We start from the raw sequence: 15740 nt of genomic DNA on the forward strand, positions 1-15740 counted from the left end.
CGGTCTCGTACAGGGCGCTGTCGGCGCCGCTGACGGCCTCGAGTTGTCGCACTGGCACACACCACGTGATCATTCCGGGGCCCTCGCCATGCCCAGAGGGCAGAACCCAACCGTCACGCCTCGCGCCTGATCAGCCACCCGACAGGCTCTCAGCCGAGGGCCGTGGCAACACCCCTGAGCAGCAGGCCGCATCCCAGCGTCAGGACGACGACGGCCGAGGCCATCGGTGCGGTTCGGCCGACCAGCGAGAAGAGCGGGCCATGCGGTCGCAGCGCCAGCCTGCGCGTGGTGGTCTCACGCAGGCGGACCACCGCGAATCCGGCTGCCGCGAGCGTGAGCGCGAGTCCGGCACCGTAGGCGACGATCAGCAGGAACCCGAACCAGGCCTGGCCGAGAGCCGCCGCCCCCACGAGGACGACGACGGCCGAGGGACTCGGCACCAGTCCGCCGGCGAGACCCATCAGGACCACCCCACGCAGGCCGGGAGCGGGAGGGACATGCGAGTGCCCGTGCGCGTGGTGGTGACCGTGACCATGGTGGTCGTGACCATGGCGGTGACCGTGCGTGTCGCTGCTCCGGTGCCGTTGGTGCCCCTGCTGCTCGTCGTGCTCGTGACGGCGGGGCTCCCCCTGCCCACGGTCGCCGTCGTGGTGGTGGACGGTGCCTGTGGGTACGGGCGCTGCGGCGGACGGAGTCACCGCAGCGGCGTGTCCGGCGCCGGCCGCGGCCAGTGCCGGCACCCGCTCCGCGGCGGGCGCATCCGTACATCCGGCGGCCTGCGCAGGAGCATCAAGCTGCTTGCGGTCATGGCCGAGCTCGTGGCGGTGCCCGTGCCCGTGCCCGTGGTCGTGTGGTTCGCGGCGCCGTCGCCATGCCCTGCGGACGAGCAGCAGCCCCGCGACGGCCACCAGCCCGCCGCTCACCGCCGTCAGCCAGGAGACCACCGTGGGCGCGGCCGCGGAGCCCGCGGTGATCAGCGCCCCCAGGGCGAAGACGCCCAACGTGTGCGTCAGAGTCACCGACGCACCGAGCGTGAGCACATCACGCAGCGAGGTCCGGCCGCCGGCCGTGGCGGCGGCAGCCATCATCGTCTTGCCGTGGCCCGGTGCCAGCGCGTGCAGGGCGCCGAGGCACAGGGCCACGACGAGTGCGAACGCGGCGAAGCCGACAGTCAGCTCGTGACGGGCCACCAGCCCGGTCAGGGCCTCGGCCCAGCGGTCCGCGCCACGCGGCAGCACACCCGCCGCCGGTGATCCGTTCCTCGTCGCCTCGCTGCCGCCGTCCGCGAGGGCCGGCCCACCGAACCGGACCGTGAAGGCAGCGGCCGTGTGCTCGGGCGGAGAGGAGAGGAGGTCGTTGGGGTACGTGCTCAGCCGACGCGACACGGACCGCTGCGGCACGTCCGAGCCATGCAGGGTCATTGCGTCACCGCGCCCAGTGATTTCCCGCCAGCCTCCCACGGTCGAGGCATCCGCGGGCCGGTACCCGATACGGATGTCCTCGCCACCTGCCAGCGGTGCCGTCAGCTCACAGGTCACACGCAGTGTCTTCAGTCCGGCCTGCCCGGGACGCTCCTCGGCGCGCGCCCGGCCGGCCGTGACGGTGGTCCGCTCTCCTCCACCGACGACGAGCCGTGCTCCGCGCGCCGCCACGTCGCACCGCGTGCGTGCCCACGCCGACAGTTCGGCCTCGGCCGGACGGCCGTCCCCGTCGGTGTCGATGCGGGACAGTTCCTGCGCGGCGGGGATCTCCGCCAGATCCTCCACATGGTCCACGCGCAACCGGCCCGGTGAGACGACGATGCCGTCGTACTGGTTCACCGTGAAGTTCCCCAGGGGATGCGCCCCGGCTGCCCCGGCGGGCACCAACGCGAGCGCGGTGCCCGTCATGAGCACAGCCAGGGCGCCGACGGCGCTGCGGCACCTCATGACGCGCTCCGCCCGCTCGGGCCCGCCGGGTCCGGCAGGGCCTTCAGCGCGGATTCGGCCCGGCGCGCACCGACGGGCGAGAAACCGGGGTTCAGATCGAGCGCTGCACGCAGGTGGCGCGCGGCCTGTGTGTGGTCACCGAGGGCACGTTCGATCATGCCCAGGTGGTAGAGGAACGACGCGTTGCGGTATCCGGGCGAGGGTGCCGTCGCCTTCCTCGCGTAGACGAGGGCCTCCCGGTCCCGGCCATTGACATGGAGTGTCCATCCGAGCGCGTCCGCGGTGTGCACGGTCTCGCGGCGTTTCCACTCGGCGCGCGCCGAGGACAGTGCCTCGGCGGCATCTCCGTGGTCGGCGGCGACGAGGGCCGACTCCAGGTCAGTGGCAACACCGTTGGCGTCTGCCAGCCGCATCCATGTGCCGGCCAGCTCGTACTGCTGAGCGGCCTCGGTCCGGTCCCCGGCCACCTCGTGCAGCTCCCCGAGCGCTGCCACCCGCCCCGGCAGCGGCTGGCGCCTGGCGACCTCCTCGAGGGCTCTCAGCGCCTTGCGCTCCTCCCCTTGTGCGGCATATGTGCGCCCGCGCCCCTCCTGGGCCGGCAAGTGCTGCGGATCGGCGCGCAGTGCCTCGGCGAAGTGGTCGAGGGCCGGCTGGTAACGGCCCTGGCTCCAGTCCAGTTGGCCGAGCGCGGTGGCGACGTACGCCCGGTCCGCCGAAGCCGTCGCGGACCTCAGGGCCCGCGTCAGCACACGTCTGGCTCCTTCCGTGTCGCCGCGCAGCTCGAGCACATACGCGTAGCGGGTGAAGATCGGGATGCCGGGGCGGCGGCGGTCGGCGAGTTGCACGGCCTGGTACGCCTCGTCATACCGCCCGAGTTCGACGAGCGCGTCGACCCGGCCGGCGAGTGCCCGCTCGCTGTACCCGTTCACCCGCAGAGCACGGTCCGCGAGGTCCAGCGCGGACGCGAAGTCGTGCCGGGCTGCGGCCAGCACGGCCTGCCCCGCGAGCGCGGCATCGTTCTCGGCGGCCGGACGCAGCTTCAGTGAACGCGCGAACGCCTTCTCAGCCTTCGGATACCGCGTCGGATCACCACTGATCCTTGCCTGTTCGACGTACGCGACGCCGAGCGTCGCCCACCCGGCGGCGTCCTTGGGCTGCGCGTCGAGGTGCTTCTGCAGGGCAGCTGTTCCCCGCGCGAGATCGTCCGCCGGCAGCCGCTCCACGGGGACTCCCGCGGCGAGCACGGGCGCGCTCCGGGCCGGGCGAGCGGAGTCGGCGTCCGCACCGAGCGCCACCGAGACGGCGGTGAGTCCCAGGGCCACGGCCGCAACGGCGGCGATCCGCAGGTGCGGGCCGATTCCCCGCTCACGCACTTGCGCGAGAAGCGGCTTCCGTACGGGCATGTGTGTCAACTTCCTCGGTCCGGTCGAAACAAAGGTGGCCCGGCGCCGCCGCGGGGAACGGACGGCGCCGCCGGGCCGTTCGGGGTGGCCTGTGTCCCGTCGGGTCAGCCGAGCCAGGAGCGGCTCGCGGTGCGGCGGCGCGATCGCAGCCAGAAGGCTCCGAGCCCGGCCACCAGCAGGGCTCCGGCGCCTCCAGCGGCCAGCACGGTGCTGTCGCTCAACGATCCGGTGAGGCCGGAGGCTCCACCCGTCAGGCCGGTGGCGCTCTTCGTGTCGGCGCCGGCAGCTGCCCGGGTGTCCGACCCGGAGGCAGGCAGGGCGACGTAGGGGAAGGAGTGACCGAACTCCTTGTCGTTGGCGTCCACTGCATCGCCCAAGTCGTTCTTCGAACCGACGAGTTCGCCCTCGACGACCTGGAGCGCGATGTCGAGTACGTCGTCCGTCAGACGTCGCCCGTTGGGGAAGCCCGCGTTGTCGCTGTCCAGCACGCCCAAGCGCTTCGGCTCACCCGTCGGCTTGACTGCCGTGTTCAGCCGCAGCATCTCGGACGGTGTACCGCCGGGCGGCTGGTTGACGTCCTTGATGCCGGTGAGGAACACCGAGACGAGGTCCTGGCGCGGCTCGGCCGGAGCCTTGATCTTGTAGATCGCCTCGATGAGCTTCGGCAGCTCGGGCTCGGTGACATTCTTCAGGAAGTCACCGTCGTTCTCGGGCGACGAGGCGTTGAACTTGTCCTTGTCCTTGACCGGGTTGACCACCTCGTTGACCAGCGGCATGCCGAGCCGCGACACCTGGGTCCAGTGCCCTTCGGCGTTCTGGCGCTCCGTCGTCGAGTAGATGCCGATGACCGGCTGAGCCTCGGACTCCCGCAGAAAGGCGTTCGGAACCTGCAGGGCGATCGTGTTGACGTTGTAACCCCGAAGCGTGTCGTTGCCGACCTCCGACAGGTCGCCGCCATACAGCAGGTCGAAGACGCGCAGGTCGAGGAAGAACGGGTCGTCGGCCTGGCCTGCGAAGGTCTTCAGCCCGCCCGGGATCTCGTGGACGGCCTGGTCGCGCAGCTTCTGGTAGTCGGGCATGGACGCCTTGCCGACGTTCGCGGGAGCCGTCGGCAAGTGCTTGGCGAGTTGGTGCGAGGAGATCGCCTTGCCGTGCTCCAGCCGCAGGAGCTCGATGTCGTAGGTCTGGGTGAAGTTGAGGTCGGGGTCGTCCAGGCTCTCCACGACACCCGTGTTGTGCAGGAAGGTGTTCTCGTTCTTTCGGTGGTCCTTGAACGTGTACCGGTACAGCAGATCGTCCTGCGCGTCACCGTCGCTGTCGACGTGGATGCTGTAGCGGGCGTCTCCTGCGAACGGGAAGAAGTTCGGGCCGCCCGCAGGCTCCTGGAACGGCAGCCAGTTCGCCACGATCGTCGTCGTGTCGGGATGGTCCGGGCTGACGAAGGCGTACACGTCCGTGTTGTCAAACTGCGGCTGCCCCGATATCAACGGGGCCTCCCGGTGGCTCGATGCCGTGGCGCTCTGTGGCTGGAGCATCGCCGCACCAGCGGCCGATAGCCCGGCCGCGGCCAGCGCCCCGCAGGTGACCAGGGCAACGCTCCTGCGTGTCGGTCGGGGCCACCGGCCCCAGCTGATTGGCGTCATTGCCTTCGTCCTTCGTCCGACTTCCGGTCCGACCCGGTTGTACGTCCAGTACGTGCGCGACCGCCGTCTTGCTCGGTCTTGATCGCCACTACTTCCGCGCGTTGCGTCTCCGGACGGGTGTGGGCGGCATCACCCCGGTGACAGTCAGGGCGGGCATCCGCGCAGGTCGGGCCCTGTGCGACAAGGGTGGGGCGGCAGGCTGTGGGGAGACGGTGTGTCGGATTGCTCACACACGCAAGAAAGTTCGCCACGGCGGCCGAGGGCGACGGAAGGCCCCCGCGGTCGCCTTGGCGTGGGCCGCCCAGCATCATCGCCGGCCGTGATCTTCGCCTATGAGAGCGACTTGTCGAAGCCGGCGACCACGACGTCGGTCATTGAAAGGGGGCTCCCCTCGAAGATCTCCTCTGTGCGCCGGGCTTCTGCGACGTTGTAGCCAGGTAGACGACTTGTCCCGGCTCGACACAGGCCGGCCGCATCGTGCCGGCTCCCGGGTCGGGGGTGCCGGATAGGCCACTGCCCACATGCCGACGCGGTCATCGTCGGGGTCGGCATCACCCCCAACACCCAACTCGCCGACGCCGCCGGCCTGGAAGTCGACAACGGCGTCCTCGTCGACGCCCGGTTGCGTACCTCGCACCCGGACATCCACGCCGCCGGCGACGTCGCCAACGCCTTTCATCCGTTGCTCGGGAAACACATCCGTGTCGAGCACCGGGCCAACGCCGTCAATCAGCCGCACGTCGCAGCCAAAGCGATGCTCGGCCAGGACGTGGCCTACGACCGCGTTCCGTACTTCTTCACCGACCAGTACGACCTGGGCATGGAGTACACCGGCTACGTCGAACCCGGCGGCTACGACCAGGTCGTCTTCCGTGGGCGGAGGGACACCCGCGAGTTCATCGCCTTCTGGCTCGCCGAGGGGCGGGTGCTGGCCGGGATGAACGTCAACGTCTGGGACGTCACCGACCCGATCCGCGACCTCGTGACCTCCCGGCGCCCGGTCGACGCGAAGAGGCTCGCCGACTCCGACGTTCCCCTGGCACACCTTCTCGGACGCCCAGACACGACCGCATGATTCGGAGAAGTGCTGTTTGGAGGCCCTCCCACCGGCCCGGACCATCGCCGCTGAGGCACCTGTCGGCGACTCAGCGGTCGCGTGTCATGTCACTTCTTCAAGCTGTCCTGTAGCGACGTCGAGGACGAACCCGCGTACGGATTCGCGGTGAGGAAGGTAGGGACTCGCCTTGATGCGGCTGATGGACCGACGTACGTCGACCTCCACGTCATGGAAGGATTCGGGGTAGGTCAGCATTCGGCAGTCGGTGTGATGGATGAGGATGATCTCGTTCGTTCCCAGCAATTGCTGGCTCACCGCCAGCGATCGGATGACATCGTCCGTGACCACGCCCCCTGCGTTGCGAATCACGCTGGCCTCGCCATCTTTCAGGCCGAGGAGGGCGTAGATGTTCAGCCTCGCATCCATGCAGGCCACTACGGCTACTTGCTGGGAGAGTTCCATCGGGAGGGGGCCGGTGAAGCGAGAGGCATACGCCCGATTGTTCGCGAGGTACTGCTCGGTGACCGACATCTTCGCTGCCTTTCCCGCAAGGGTCTTGGCACGAATGGGCGCTGACGCAGGCTTCTTCGGCTTTGCGCAGCCACGCGCCCGGCGTGAAGAGCTGTGCCAGCGGCCTGCCGGCCGGGCCACAGCCTGGGCGAGCACTGTGTTCCTCACTTCGATGGTCGCCCCGAATACGCCCGCATACGACCTGCGCCACTTTTAAGGTCGCGGGACCAGGTGCGGGACCGCGTGTTCCAGGCGGGCTGCACACACGGCACCAACCAGGGTTGTGCTGTCCCCACGGAGCCCGTCGCTTTGCGGCGGCGGGGGGGCCGGGGGAGCCTGGAGAGGTGATACGTCGGCGGCGTGTGGGGGCCCGTACGCCCGACGCTCCGCTGCCGTTGCGCGCCGAGAGCGCCGGGCCGTCTCCCAGAGGTGGCATCAAGGCCCCGCTGGCCTACGTGGTGGCAGCGACCGTACCGGTCGTGCTGCTGGAGTTGACGATTGACGACCGCACGGTGCGGCTCATCCCCCTGCTGATCCTGCTTCCCGCCTTTCCGGCGATGGTCGGCACAGTGCGCCAGACCGCCTGCGCGGTGGGCTGGGTTTTGATCGTCATCACCGCAGTTCTGATGTACCGGCCGCTCCCTTCATCGTACGACTACGGGATCATCATGGTGCTGGCCTGCGTGCTCGGCGTGCTGTGCGTGGTGACCTGCCACTGGCGGATCAGGCGGGAACGCGAACTGCTGCGCGTCCGGTCCACGGCTGTCGCTCTCCAACGGCAGATGCTGCGGCCCCTGCCGATCCTCACCGACCGGGTGATCGTCGACGGCCTGTACCTGCCGGTGGAGGCGGACAGGCTGGTGGGTGGAGACGTCTACGAGGTGGTGGCATCGCCGTACGGCACGCGGCTGCTCTTCGGCGATGTCCAGGGCAAGGGACTGCCGGCGATCGGAACCGCCTTCGCGGTCCTCAGCGCTTTCCGCGAGGCCGCTCTGCGTGAGCCGACCCTTACCGCGCTCGTCGACGACCTGGAACAAGCTGTCGTCCGGCACAACGCCTTTGCCCAGCAGGCCGGCGAACCCGAGCGATTCGTCACCGCTCTCGTCCTGGGCATCGACACCTCGGCCGAGACGCAGGCCGTCAACTGCGGCCCTCTTCCGCCCTACCTGTTGAAAGCCGGCCCGGTCGCCCCCGTTCCACTCGGCGACCCGGGCGTTCCGCTGGGTGTTGCCGACCTCTCTGCCGAACCCAGGACCGTCGCATGGTTCCCCTTCCCTCCGGGTGCCACCCTCATCAGCTGCAGCGATGGTGTCACCGAGGCCCGCGACGCCACCGGCGCCTTCTATCCCCTCGCAGAGCGCTTGGGGGGCCTGGGCGAACATCTCCCCCTGGGAAGTCGCCGATCACCTGAGCGAAGACCTCAGCCGCCACACCGCCGGAGAACACCGGGACGACATCACCGCGCTCGTGGTCCGCAGGACGGACTGAACGGCCGCTCACCGCAAGCACCCGACACTCGGCTTGGAGGCACCCACTATGACGAACGTCGCCCGTCCTGCACCTGTCGTGGTCGGCACCGACGGCTCTCCCGCCTCCGGGCCGGCCCTGCGCTTCGCCCTTCAGGAGGCACAGTTGCGCCAGACCGGTCTCCGCGCCGTCTGCGCCTACGACTTCACCAGCAGGTACAGCGCACTCCCGTGGCCTGATGCCGCCGGTTTCCATGATCTGGACACACAGCTGCGCGACACCACGTGGGAGGCGGTCAACAAGGCGCTGGACGAGGCTCGGAAGCAGGTCGGCGGCGCGTCGGTGGAGATCGAGATCAGAGCGGAGAAGGGCCGTCCGTCGCAGGTCCTGCTGGACGCGAGCGAAGACGCCTGCATCGTGGTGGTCGGCAGCCGCGGCTCCGGTGCGTGGGGGCGCCTCACCCTGGGCTCCACCAGCACCGAGGTCGTGCACAACGCCCAGCTCCCGGTTGTCGTCGTGCCCGGCGCCCCGTCGTGAGTGACTCCGCCGTCGCCGCACCGGTACGGACGGACGGCTACGCGGCGTTGCGGGACTACGCGGTGATCGGGGACGGCCGCTCTGTCGCGCTCATCGCCTGTGACGGAGCGGTGGACTGGCTGAGCTGGCCGGACCTGGACTCTCCGACCCTGTTCGCCGCCGTCCTCGACCAGGCCCGCGGCGGCAGATTCACCCTGCGGCCCGAGGTGCCGTACACCGCGGCCCGACGCTATCTGCCCGGTACCAACGTGCTGGAGACGACCTTCACCACCGCAGGCGGCACGGTCCGGGTCACCGACGCGCTGACTCTGTCCGACACCGCATCCCTGACGCCCGGACGCGAGCTGGTCCGACGCATCGAGGGCCTTGCGGGCAGCGTGCCGATGGGCTGGAGCGTCCAGCCCCGCTTCGCCTACGGCGCCCGCGCACCGCATCTGGCGCGCCGTGCGGGCGTACCGGTGGCCACCTGCGGCGCCGAAGCGGTCGCGATCTGCGCCTGGCACGCCGGCCAACCGCAGTACACGGCCGACTCCGTCACCGGCCACTTCCGGACCGAATCCGGTACCCGGGCGCTGATCGCATTGCCGTACGCATACCAAGAACCACTGGTTCTGCCCCCACGCGCCGAGTGCGAGGCCCGCCTGGACCACACCGCTGCCACCTGGCGGCAGTGGTCGGACGACCGCACCTACACCGGACCGTGGCGTGAAGCGGTACTGCGCAGCGCCCTCGCGCTCAAGCTTCTGGTCTTTGCCCCTTCCGGCGCGGTCGCCGCCGCCGCAACCTGTTCGCTGCCCGAGGAGCTGGGCGGGGAACGCAACTGGGACTACCGCTTCAGCTGGATCCGCGACTCCGCCTTCACCCTGGACGCCTTCCTCAAGCTGGGCTGCGCACCGGAAGCCACCAGCTACCTCTGGTGGCTCATGCATGCCTCCCAGCTCACCCACCCCCGCCTGCACGTCCTGTACCGCCTCAGCGGCGGCACCCGAGCCCCCGAACGAACCCTGCCCCTCTCGGGCTACCGCGGCTCGTCACCCGTACGCGTGGGTAATGCGGCTGCCGGACAGCTCCAGCTGGACACCTACGGGGAACTGCTGCAGACCGCCTGGCTCTACACCACCGCAGGCCATCGTCTCGACGCCGACGTCGCGCGCCGGCTGGCGGAGATCGCCGACTTCATCTGCACCACCTGGCGACAGCCCGACGCCGGCATCTGGGAGGTCCGCAGCGCCCCGGAACACTTCACCCAATCCAAGATGATGTGCTGGATCGCCCTCGACCGCGCCCTCGACCTGGCCGGCCGGCAGCTGATTCCGGCCCGGCACGCCGCCCGCTGGCACGAAGAGCGTCAGGCCGTCGCCGACTTCGTCGAGACCCGCTGCTTCAGCGAGCGGATGAACAGCCATACGCGCTCGGCCGGCAGCGACGATGTGGACGCAAGCCTCCTGCTCGGCCTGCTGCACGGCTACCGCCCGAGCGACGACCGACGCATGAGCGGCACCGTGTCCGCCGTCCAGGAAACCCTCCGAGCAGGCCCATACGTCAACCGCTACCTCGGCCCCGACGGCCTGTCCGGCAGTGAAGGCGCCTTCCTCGCCTGCTCCTTCTGGCTCGCCGAGGCCCTCGCACGATGCGGCCGCACCGAGGAAGCCGTTTCCCTCATGGACCAGCTCGTGGCCCTCGGCAACGACGTCGGCCTCTACAGCGAAGAAATCGACCCCGCTTCGGGTGCCTTCCTCGGCAACCTGCCCCAGGGTCTGACCCATCTGGCACTGATCAGCGCCGCCTGCGCCATCGGAGAGGCCACACGATGAGCATCTGGGCCGCGCTGGCAGGCGGATTCGTCGGCACCCTCATCCTCACCACCGGCCTGCGGGCCGCCAACACCTTCAACCTCACCCGCATCGATCTGCCATTCCTGCTCGGCACCGCCTTCACCGGCGACCGCACCCGCGCCAAAGCCATCGGCTACAGCGCACACTTCATCAACGGCCTGATCTTCGCCCTGCTCTACTACGCGGTCTTCGCCGCCATCGACTACAGCAGCTGGTGGCTCGGCACCGTCTTCGGCCTCGTCCACGGCCTCTTCGCCGCCACCGCCCTGGTCAACATCCTGCTTCCCCTCGTCCACCCCCGCATGGGCACCTCCCAGACCAGCGCCCCCGACGTCGCACTGCTCGAACCACCCGGCTTCCTCATGCTCAACTACGGACGCGGCACACCCACCGTCACCCTCGCCGCGCACCTCGCCTACGGCACCATCGTGGGAGGGTTCCTCACCTGGCCGAGCTGACCACTCGGCCAGCGCCGTTCAGGGGCCCCGAGGCTGACTCCAGCGGGCCCAACGCGGGGCGGGTAGCGTGGAATCAGGACGACCAACCCGCACAGACAAGCCCCGTTCGCGGTCGAAGGCGGAAGGCCCATGGCACATGCACATGAAGCGGCGCCCAGCGGCCCGGATTCCGCACCGCTTCCGGCGGATTCCCAGCCGACCGGTAACCGACCGGATGCGCACGGTCCGCGGCTTTCGTCAGTCGTGGTGTTCGTCCACGACCACGACGCATCGGCGGACTTCTACCGGGAGCTGCTGAACATGGAAGTCACCGTTCGCACCGCCACTGCCGCGCTGCTCGTGGGCCTGGGCGGTTTCCAGGTGTACCTGCGCACAGTGGGCCCCGGCGCCGCCCATCCGGTGGGGCACGTCGGGGCGCAGTACGTCATCTGGACGGCGGACAGCCTCGAGGACTTCGAGCGGTGCGAGCGCGTGCTCAGAGCCCGGTCCGACCGTGTCGACACCAGGGAAGGTGAGGGATTCACCCTCATCGAGGGCCGCGATCCCAGCGGCCTGCCGGTGCTGGTGGCCTATCCGGGGCCGGACGAGGTGGAGCGGCTCGAGATCATTTCTCGTTACTACGTATGAACCGCGGAAGGAAGCCCGAGTACCTAGCTCACGAGAGAGGGTGAGGAGGTCCTTCCATGGCTCATAGCAGGACGGTACACGTGCGCCGCATCTACGAGGCTCCTACACAGGCTGACGGCGTGAGAGTACTGGTCGACCGGATCTGGCCCCGAGGGATGACCAAGGACAAAGCCCACCTCGACGAGTGGTGCAAACAAGTCGCCCCATCCACGGAGCTGCGCAAGTGGTACAACCACGACCCCGAGCGCTTCGCGGAATTCAGCCGCCGCTACCGAACCGAACTCAAAGATCCCGAACACGCAGACGCTCTGACGCACCTGCGCAACCTCGCCGAGGACCGCCCCCTGACCCTCCTCACCGCGACCAAGCATCCCGAGATCAGCGAAGCCGAAGTGCTCGCCTAGATGCTCCGGAGCTGACAGCCGGAGTCAAACGGCACCGCGAGGCGCGCGCCGTCTCGCTGCGCCGGCGCATGGGCACCGCATCTCGGGCAGCACTCACACAAGAATCGGCCGATAATGGCTATGAACGACTGCAGTGGCGTCGTCACATCTTGAGGCTGCCCATGAATGATCATCTGCCGCAGATGAACGGTCCCCCACCCGTCGCAGGGCTGGTCGGGGAAAGCCTCGTACCCGCCACGGACGAGATCGAGTGGGCCGCCGTGTCTCCGCGGCAGATCACTCCCGAGGAGTGGCAGCGGTTCGAAGGCCACCTCAAGGAGATCTTTGAAGCGCTGGGCCTGGCCGCAGGGTCAGCAGCCACGGCAGACACACCCCGCCGCTTCCTGCGCGCCCTTTTCGACGCCACGAGCGGGTACGAAGGCGACGAAAAGTTGGTCACCGCCTTCGAGACCGAATGCCATGGCGGCTCCGACTGCCGGATCAGCCAGATCGTCGAAGGACCGATCCCCTTCTTCGCTCTCTGTGAGCACCACGCTCTGCCCTTCTTCGGCAAGGCGTACATCGGGTACATCGCGCACGAGCACATCCTCGGGCTTTCCAAACTGACCAGGCTGGTACGACTGTTCGCCCGCCGCTTCTCGGTACAGGAGCGCATCGGCCGCCAGCTTGCCGAATCGTTGCAGCAGATCCTGCTGCCGCACGGCGTCGCGGTCCATTTGGAGGCGGTGCATCTGTGCACGCAGATGCGCGGAGTACGGGAGATCGAGTCCAGCACCCGCACCACCCACTGGCGGGGCACGTACGACGAGGACCCACAACTGCGTGGAGAGTTCTTCACGTTGTGCGGCCAACGCGGCCTGGCCGGATATGGCTGAAGACAGCACGGCACACCCCACCGGCGGAACACAGACAAGTTCCGTGGCGCCCATGGAACTGCTGTACGAGGAGGCAGGGCAACCGGGCTTCGGTCTGCCTTCGGCGCTCGCCACGGCCTACGGCGGCGACCTCGGCTTCACGACGCCGTGCCTGTACGCGAACTTCGTCACCTCCATCGACGGAGTGGTCGCCCTCGGCCCCGAATACCCCTCATCCGGCTCCGCGATCAGCGGGCGTGAACCCGCGGACCGCTTCGTCATGGGACTGCTACGCGCATGCGCCGACGCGGTACTCATCGGGGCCGGCACGCTCCGAGCCACCCCCCGCCACCTGTGGACCCCCGAGCACGTCTGTCCACAGGCCGCCCCCGACTTCACCAAGCTACGGCGCAGCCTGCGCCGCACCACCCAACCGCACCTGACTGTGGTCACCGCGAGCGGCGATGTGCCCACCGACCACCCAGCGCTGCAATCGGGCGCGCTCGTAGCCACCACCGCGGACGGCGCCCGCCGCTTGGAGGGACGCCTGCCTCCAACGTGCGCGATGCTCACCGTCGTCGAAGGATCCACCCTCCGTATGGCCGACGTCCTCGCGGCACTCCAAGCCCAGGGAGACACCGCGGTGCTCACCGAAGGCGGGCCGCACCTCATCGGCAGCCTGCTCCAGGAGGGCCTGCTGGATGAACTGTTCCTCACGACATCCCCCGTGCTCGCCGGGCGTGCCGACACCCCCCGCCCCGGGCTGATCTCCGGACTCGAACTGCTGCCGAACCAACCGGCATGGACGGACCTGATCAGCGCCCGGCGACGGAACTCACATCTGTTCCTCCGCTACCGACTTCGGACGCCACGCGGCCGTCCCTCACCGGCCAATTGACGCATGCCGAATCAGCAGGTGGCGCCGTCGAGACGACCGCTGGCCCTCACGTGATCAACCATCGCCGTCGGCCCATCATGGCCACGAAAGTCGGCCAGGAACCCAGCGTCGGAGCACCGCGGCGTCCGAACTGCTCGGCGCACCACGAGAAGGGCATCATGCTGCTTGGGCAGGTACGACATCCCACCATCAACGTCCAACCCGGCCATGTCGTCGGCACAGGGACCGGCGGCCTCCAGGGCCGGCGGTGCGGCGAGCCAGCCGAAGCCTCAGAGGACGACGATGGAACGCGCGGTGGGCTGCAGCAGGCGCAGTTCCCGTTCCAGCCACGGTCGGCACGTGGTGACTGGGAGTACTGGTGGCGGCCCGTACCGGGGTTAGGGCCTTCCGACGCCGCCTTGGCCATCATCGGACTGGCGCCGGCGGCAACCGCACCGGTCGAATGACCGTACGCTCCGCTCGCGCAAGACTGGGCGAAATCTGCCTCCGCACGGCAAACGACCCCACCCGCACCGGGAGAGATGCCGCGCGCATCCGGCACGTCAAAGGACATCCACCCGCACGACGTCCGCCCGCAGATCACATACTTCCCTTTCACGCTCGGCCCGCACCATCGCCGACCAGCAGGTGGCATTCCGGACGACCTGCAGAAAGCAAACACGGTGTGCGCCCAGCCACGCCCCCACTGGAACGCCGGCGGCCTGCGCTAGCCGCGATCCGCAGGCGCGCAGCCGGGTTCCGGCTGGCGCGCACGGTTCTCACGCCTGCGAGTAGAGTGCCGATATGTCCGACAACTCTGCAGATTATGGGGTCCAGCCGCTGGGTGACCACGAATACCTGCTCCGGGTCCCAGGCGACGCGAGGGAGGCTGAGTTCCGGTTCCGGGTCAGCCCCAACGTCTTGAAGGACTTGGGCGTCGACAGCACCGCCGAGCAATTTGTCGTCCGAGAGACGGCCGCGTTCCTGCTCGAGCATCAGCCGGTCATGGACCTTCCTCCGATGATCGATCTGGAGGATGTCGCTGCGGCCTATGACGGCTACCTCAATGAACTGCGGGAACGCCTGGCACCTTCCTGAGCGGCACGGGCGCATAGGGAGACTGCACCTCGCTCGCAACCGGCTGCGCACCCTGCCGCGCTGTGCCCCGCGGGCTCAAGGCTCGGCACCCATCGATACTCCGCCCCCTGCCGGACCGCGGCAGGGGTTCATTTCAAGCCGCTTCGGCCACTGCTGCCAGCACCACGCTCCGTCACCACCGAATGTGAAACAGAGCCGAACGATTTGCAGTCCCCTCGTTTCCAGCATCCGGGTGACAGCGGCCGTTCTCTGCGCACAGCCATCGGGCGTCGGGATAGGGATGCCTTTGCGCACTTCGGCGTCCTGCCTGACCCGGCACTCCGCTCGGGGCCAACCCTGCCCACTGGCAGAGCGCGGACGCGACGGCGTCCTACGCCTCTCAGACCGGAAGGCAGCACCAGTGAGAATCAATCTTGTGGGCCCCGGCAAAATGGGCCGTGCCATCGCCACCCGTGCCCTTACTGGCGGCCATGGAGTAAGCGTGACCCATCCCAGAGACGATCGTGCTCAGGCACTGGCCGAAGAGCTCAAGCAGCGGTTCCCGGACGCCGAGAGCCACTGGGCCGCTTCGCCGGGACCAGCCGATGTCACCGTCCTCGCACTGCCGTACGACGCGGCGCTGCAGGTCGCGAGATCCGCCGGAGCCGCTTTGGCCGGGCAGGTCCTGGTAGACATCTGTAACCCCATCAACTTCTCGACCATGGATGGGCGGGTGACACCCCTCGACAGTTCAGCGGCCGAGGAGATCCAGCAGGTCGTCGGCACCGACGTGAAGGTCGTCAAAGCGTTCAACACCACCTTCGCCGGCCTGCTGACGACTGGCGAGGGCCATGACGTCCCGCTCGACGTCCTGATCGCCGGCGACGACTCCGCAGCAAAGGACAAGATCGCCGAACTTGTCCGCTCTGGCGCGATGCGCCCGTTGGACGTGGGCCCCCTGCGCAGAGCCCGGGAGCTGGAGGCGATGGGATTCCTGCACATCGCCATCCAGGAGCCTCTCCAGCTGAACTGGCACAGCTCAATCAAAATCCTTCCCTGACCG

At 68.8% G+C, this 15740-nt stretch carries 14 protein-coding genes and 1 pseudogene; 11 read left to right on the plus strand and 4 right to left on the minus strand.

Features of this window, described 5'->3' with window-relative positions:
• Positions 1-149 precede the first annotated feature (149 nt).
• From IE198_RS32795 to IE198_RS32805, 3 genes are all read right to left on the minus strand, one after another.
• A complete protein-coding gene (locus IE198_RS32795) occupies positions 150-1928 on the minus strand; it encodes a sulfite exporter TauE/SafE family protein (protein WP_189893281.1) in 1779 nt (592 codons plus the stop codon).
• Positions 1925-3331, minus strand: a complete 1407-nt coding sequence (locus IE198_RS32800; RefSeq protein ID WP_189893283.1) for a tetratricopeptide repeat protein — start codon at positions 3329-3331, stop codon at positions 1925-1927. The genes IE198_RS32795 and IE198_RS32800 overlap by 4 nt, the downstream gene beginning before the upstream one ends.
• Before the next feature lie 104 nt (positions 3332-3435).
• Positions 3436-4974, minus strand: coding sequence for a DUF4331 domain-containing protein (locus IE198_RS32805; RefSeq protein ID WP_189893285.1), 1539 nt, complete (start codon positions 4972-4974; stop codon positions 3436-3438).
• A 523-nt stretch (positions 4975-5497) separates the two neighbouring features.
• On the opposite strand from IE198_RS32805, the pseudogene IE198_RS32810 reads away from it, so the two are divergent.
• Positions 5498-6049, plus strand: a pseudogene (locus tag IE198_RS32810) (oxidoreductase C-terminal domain-containing protein); the annotation flags it as partial.
• A gap of 84 nt (positions 6050-6133) precedes the next feature.
• Here the strand turns inward: IE198_RS32810 and IE198_RS32815 are convergent.
• Positions 6134-6562, minus strand: coding sequence for a beta-class carbonic anhydrase (locus tag IE198_RS32815; RefSeq protein WP_189893288.1), 429 nt, complete (start codon positions 6560-6562; stop codon positions 6134-6136).
• A gap of 323 nt (positions 6563-6885) precedes the next feature.
• Here IE198_RS32815 and IE198_RS32820 point away from each other — a divergent pair, with 323 nt between their 5' ends.
• From IE198_RS32820 to IE198_RS32865, 10 genes are all read left to right on the plus strand, one after another.
• Positions 6886-8247 carry a PP2C family protein-serine/threonine phosphatase gene (locus IE198_RS32820; protein WP_189893290.1) on the plus strand — a complete coding sequence of 454 codons (1362 nt, stop codon included), beginning with the start codon at positions 6886-6888 and terminating at the stop codon, positions 8245-8247.
• Positions 8147-8545 (plus strand): universal stress protein, encoded by a 399-nt coding sequence (locus IE198_RS32825; RefSeq protein WP_229834749.1) that lies wholly within the window; start codon positions 8147-8149, stop codon positions 8543-8545. Before IE198_RS32820 ends, IE198_RS32825 begins: the two co-directional genes overlap by 101 nt.
• Positions 8542-10359, plus strand: a complete 1818-nt coding sequence (locus IE198_RS32830) for a glycoside hydrolase family 15 protein (RefSeq protein ID WP_189893292.1) — start codon at positions 8542-8544, stop codon at positions 10357-10359. The genes IE198_RS32825 and IE198_RS32830 overlap by 4 nt, the downstream gene beginning before the upstream one ends.
• Positions 10356-10838: a hypothetical protein gene (locus tag IE198_RS32835; RefSeq protein WP_189893294.1), complete on the plus strand. Its 483-nt coding sequence runs from the start codon at positions 10356-10358 to the stop codon at positions 10836-10838. The genes IE198_RS32830 and IE198_RS32835 overlap by 4 nt, the downstream gene beginning before the upstream one ends.
• Positions 10839-11081: 243 nt before the next feature.
• Positions 11082-11465, plus strand: coding sequence for a VOC family protein (locus IE198_RS32840; RefSeq protein WP_189893340.1), 384 nt, complete (start codon positions 11082-11084; stop codon positions 11463-11465).
• A 56-nt stretch (positions 11466-11521) separates the two neighbouring features.
• Positions 11522-11869 (plus strand): DUF488 domain-containing protein, encoded by a 348-nt coding sequence (locus tag IE198_RS32845; RefSeq protein ID WP_189893296.1) that lies wholly within the window; start codon positions 11522-11524, stop codon positions 11867-11869.
• Between the two features lie 161 nt (positions 11870-12030).
• The gene (gene folE / locus IE198_RS32850) at positions 12031-12744 is read left to right on the plus strand and encodes a GTP cyclohydrolase I (RefSeq protein ID WP_189893298.1); all 714 of its coding nucleotides are present in this window, start codon (positions 12031-12033) and stop codon (positions 12742-12744) included.
• Between the two features lie 52 nt (positions 12745-12796).
• Complete coding sequence (locus IE198_RS32855; RefSeq protein WP_189893300.1) at positions 12797-13621, plus strand: RibD family protein; 825 nt, start codon at positions 12797-12799, stop codon at positions 13619-13621.
• 783 nt (positions 13622-14404) lie between these two features.
• A complete protein-coding gene (locus tag IE198_RS32860; protein WP_189893302.1) occupies positions 14405-14698 on the plus strand; it encodes a hypothetical protein in 294 nt (97 codons plus the stop codon).
• A 415-nt stretch (positions 14699-15113) separates the two neighbouring features.
• On the plus strand, positions 15114-15737 hold the full coding sequence (locus tag IE198_RS32865) for an NADPH-dependent F420 reductase (protein WP_268246521.1): 624 nt from the start codon (positions 15114-15116) through the stop codon (positions 15735-15737).
• Positions 15738-15740 lie beyond the last annotated feature (3 nt).

The sequence above is a fragment of the Streptomyces xantholiticus genome, assembly GCF_014651015.1.
In the GTDB taxonomy this organism is placed as follows: domain Bacteria; phylum Actinomycetota; class Actinomycetes; order Streptomycetales; family Streptomycetaceae; genus Streptomyces; species Streptomyces xantholiticus.

Bases quoted from the DNA above. Each gene is read 5' to 3' on its own strand.
- IE198_RS32795 (WP_189893281.1), bottom strand. From the start codon at position 1,928: ATGAGGTGCCGCAGCGCCGTCGGCGCCCTGGCTGTGCTCATGACGGGC.
- IE198_RS32800 (WP_189893283.1), bottom strand. From the start codon at position 3,331: ATGCCCGTACGGAAGCCGCTTCTCGCGCAAGTGCGTGAGCGGGGAATC.
- IE198_RS32805 (WP_189893285.1), bottom strand. From the start codon at position 4,974: ATGACGCCAATCAGCTGGGGCCGGTGGCCCCGACCGACACGCAGGAGC.
- IE198_RS32815 (WP_189893288.1), bottom strand. From the start codon at position 6,562: ATGTCGGTCACCGAGCAGTACCTCGCGAACAATCGGGCGTATGCCTCT.
- IE198_RS32835 (WP_189893294.1), top strand. From the start codon at position 10,356: ATGAGCATCTGGGCCGCGCTGGCAGGCGGATTCGTCGGCACCCTCATC.
- IE198_RS32845 (WP_189893296.1), top strand. From the start codon at position 11,522: ATGGCTCATAGCAGGACGGTACACGTGCGCCGCATCTACGAGGCTCCT.
- folE (WP_189893298.1), top strand. From the start codon at position 12,031: ATGAATGATCATCTGCCGCAGATGAACGGTCCCCCACCCGTCGCAGGG.
- IE198_RS32855 (WP_189893300.1), top strand. From the start codon at position 12,797: ATGGAACTGCTGTACGAGGAGGCAGGGCAACCGGGCTTCGGTCTGCCT.
- IE198_RS32860 (WP_189893302.1), top strand. From the start codon at position 14,405: ATGTCCGACAACTCTGCAGATTATGGGGTCCAGCCGCTGGGTGACCAC.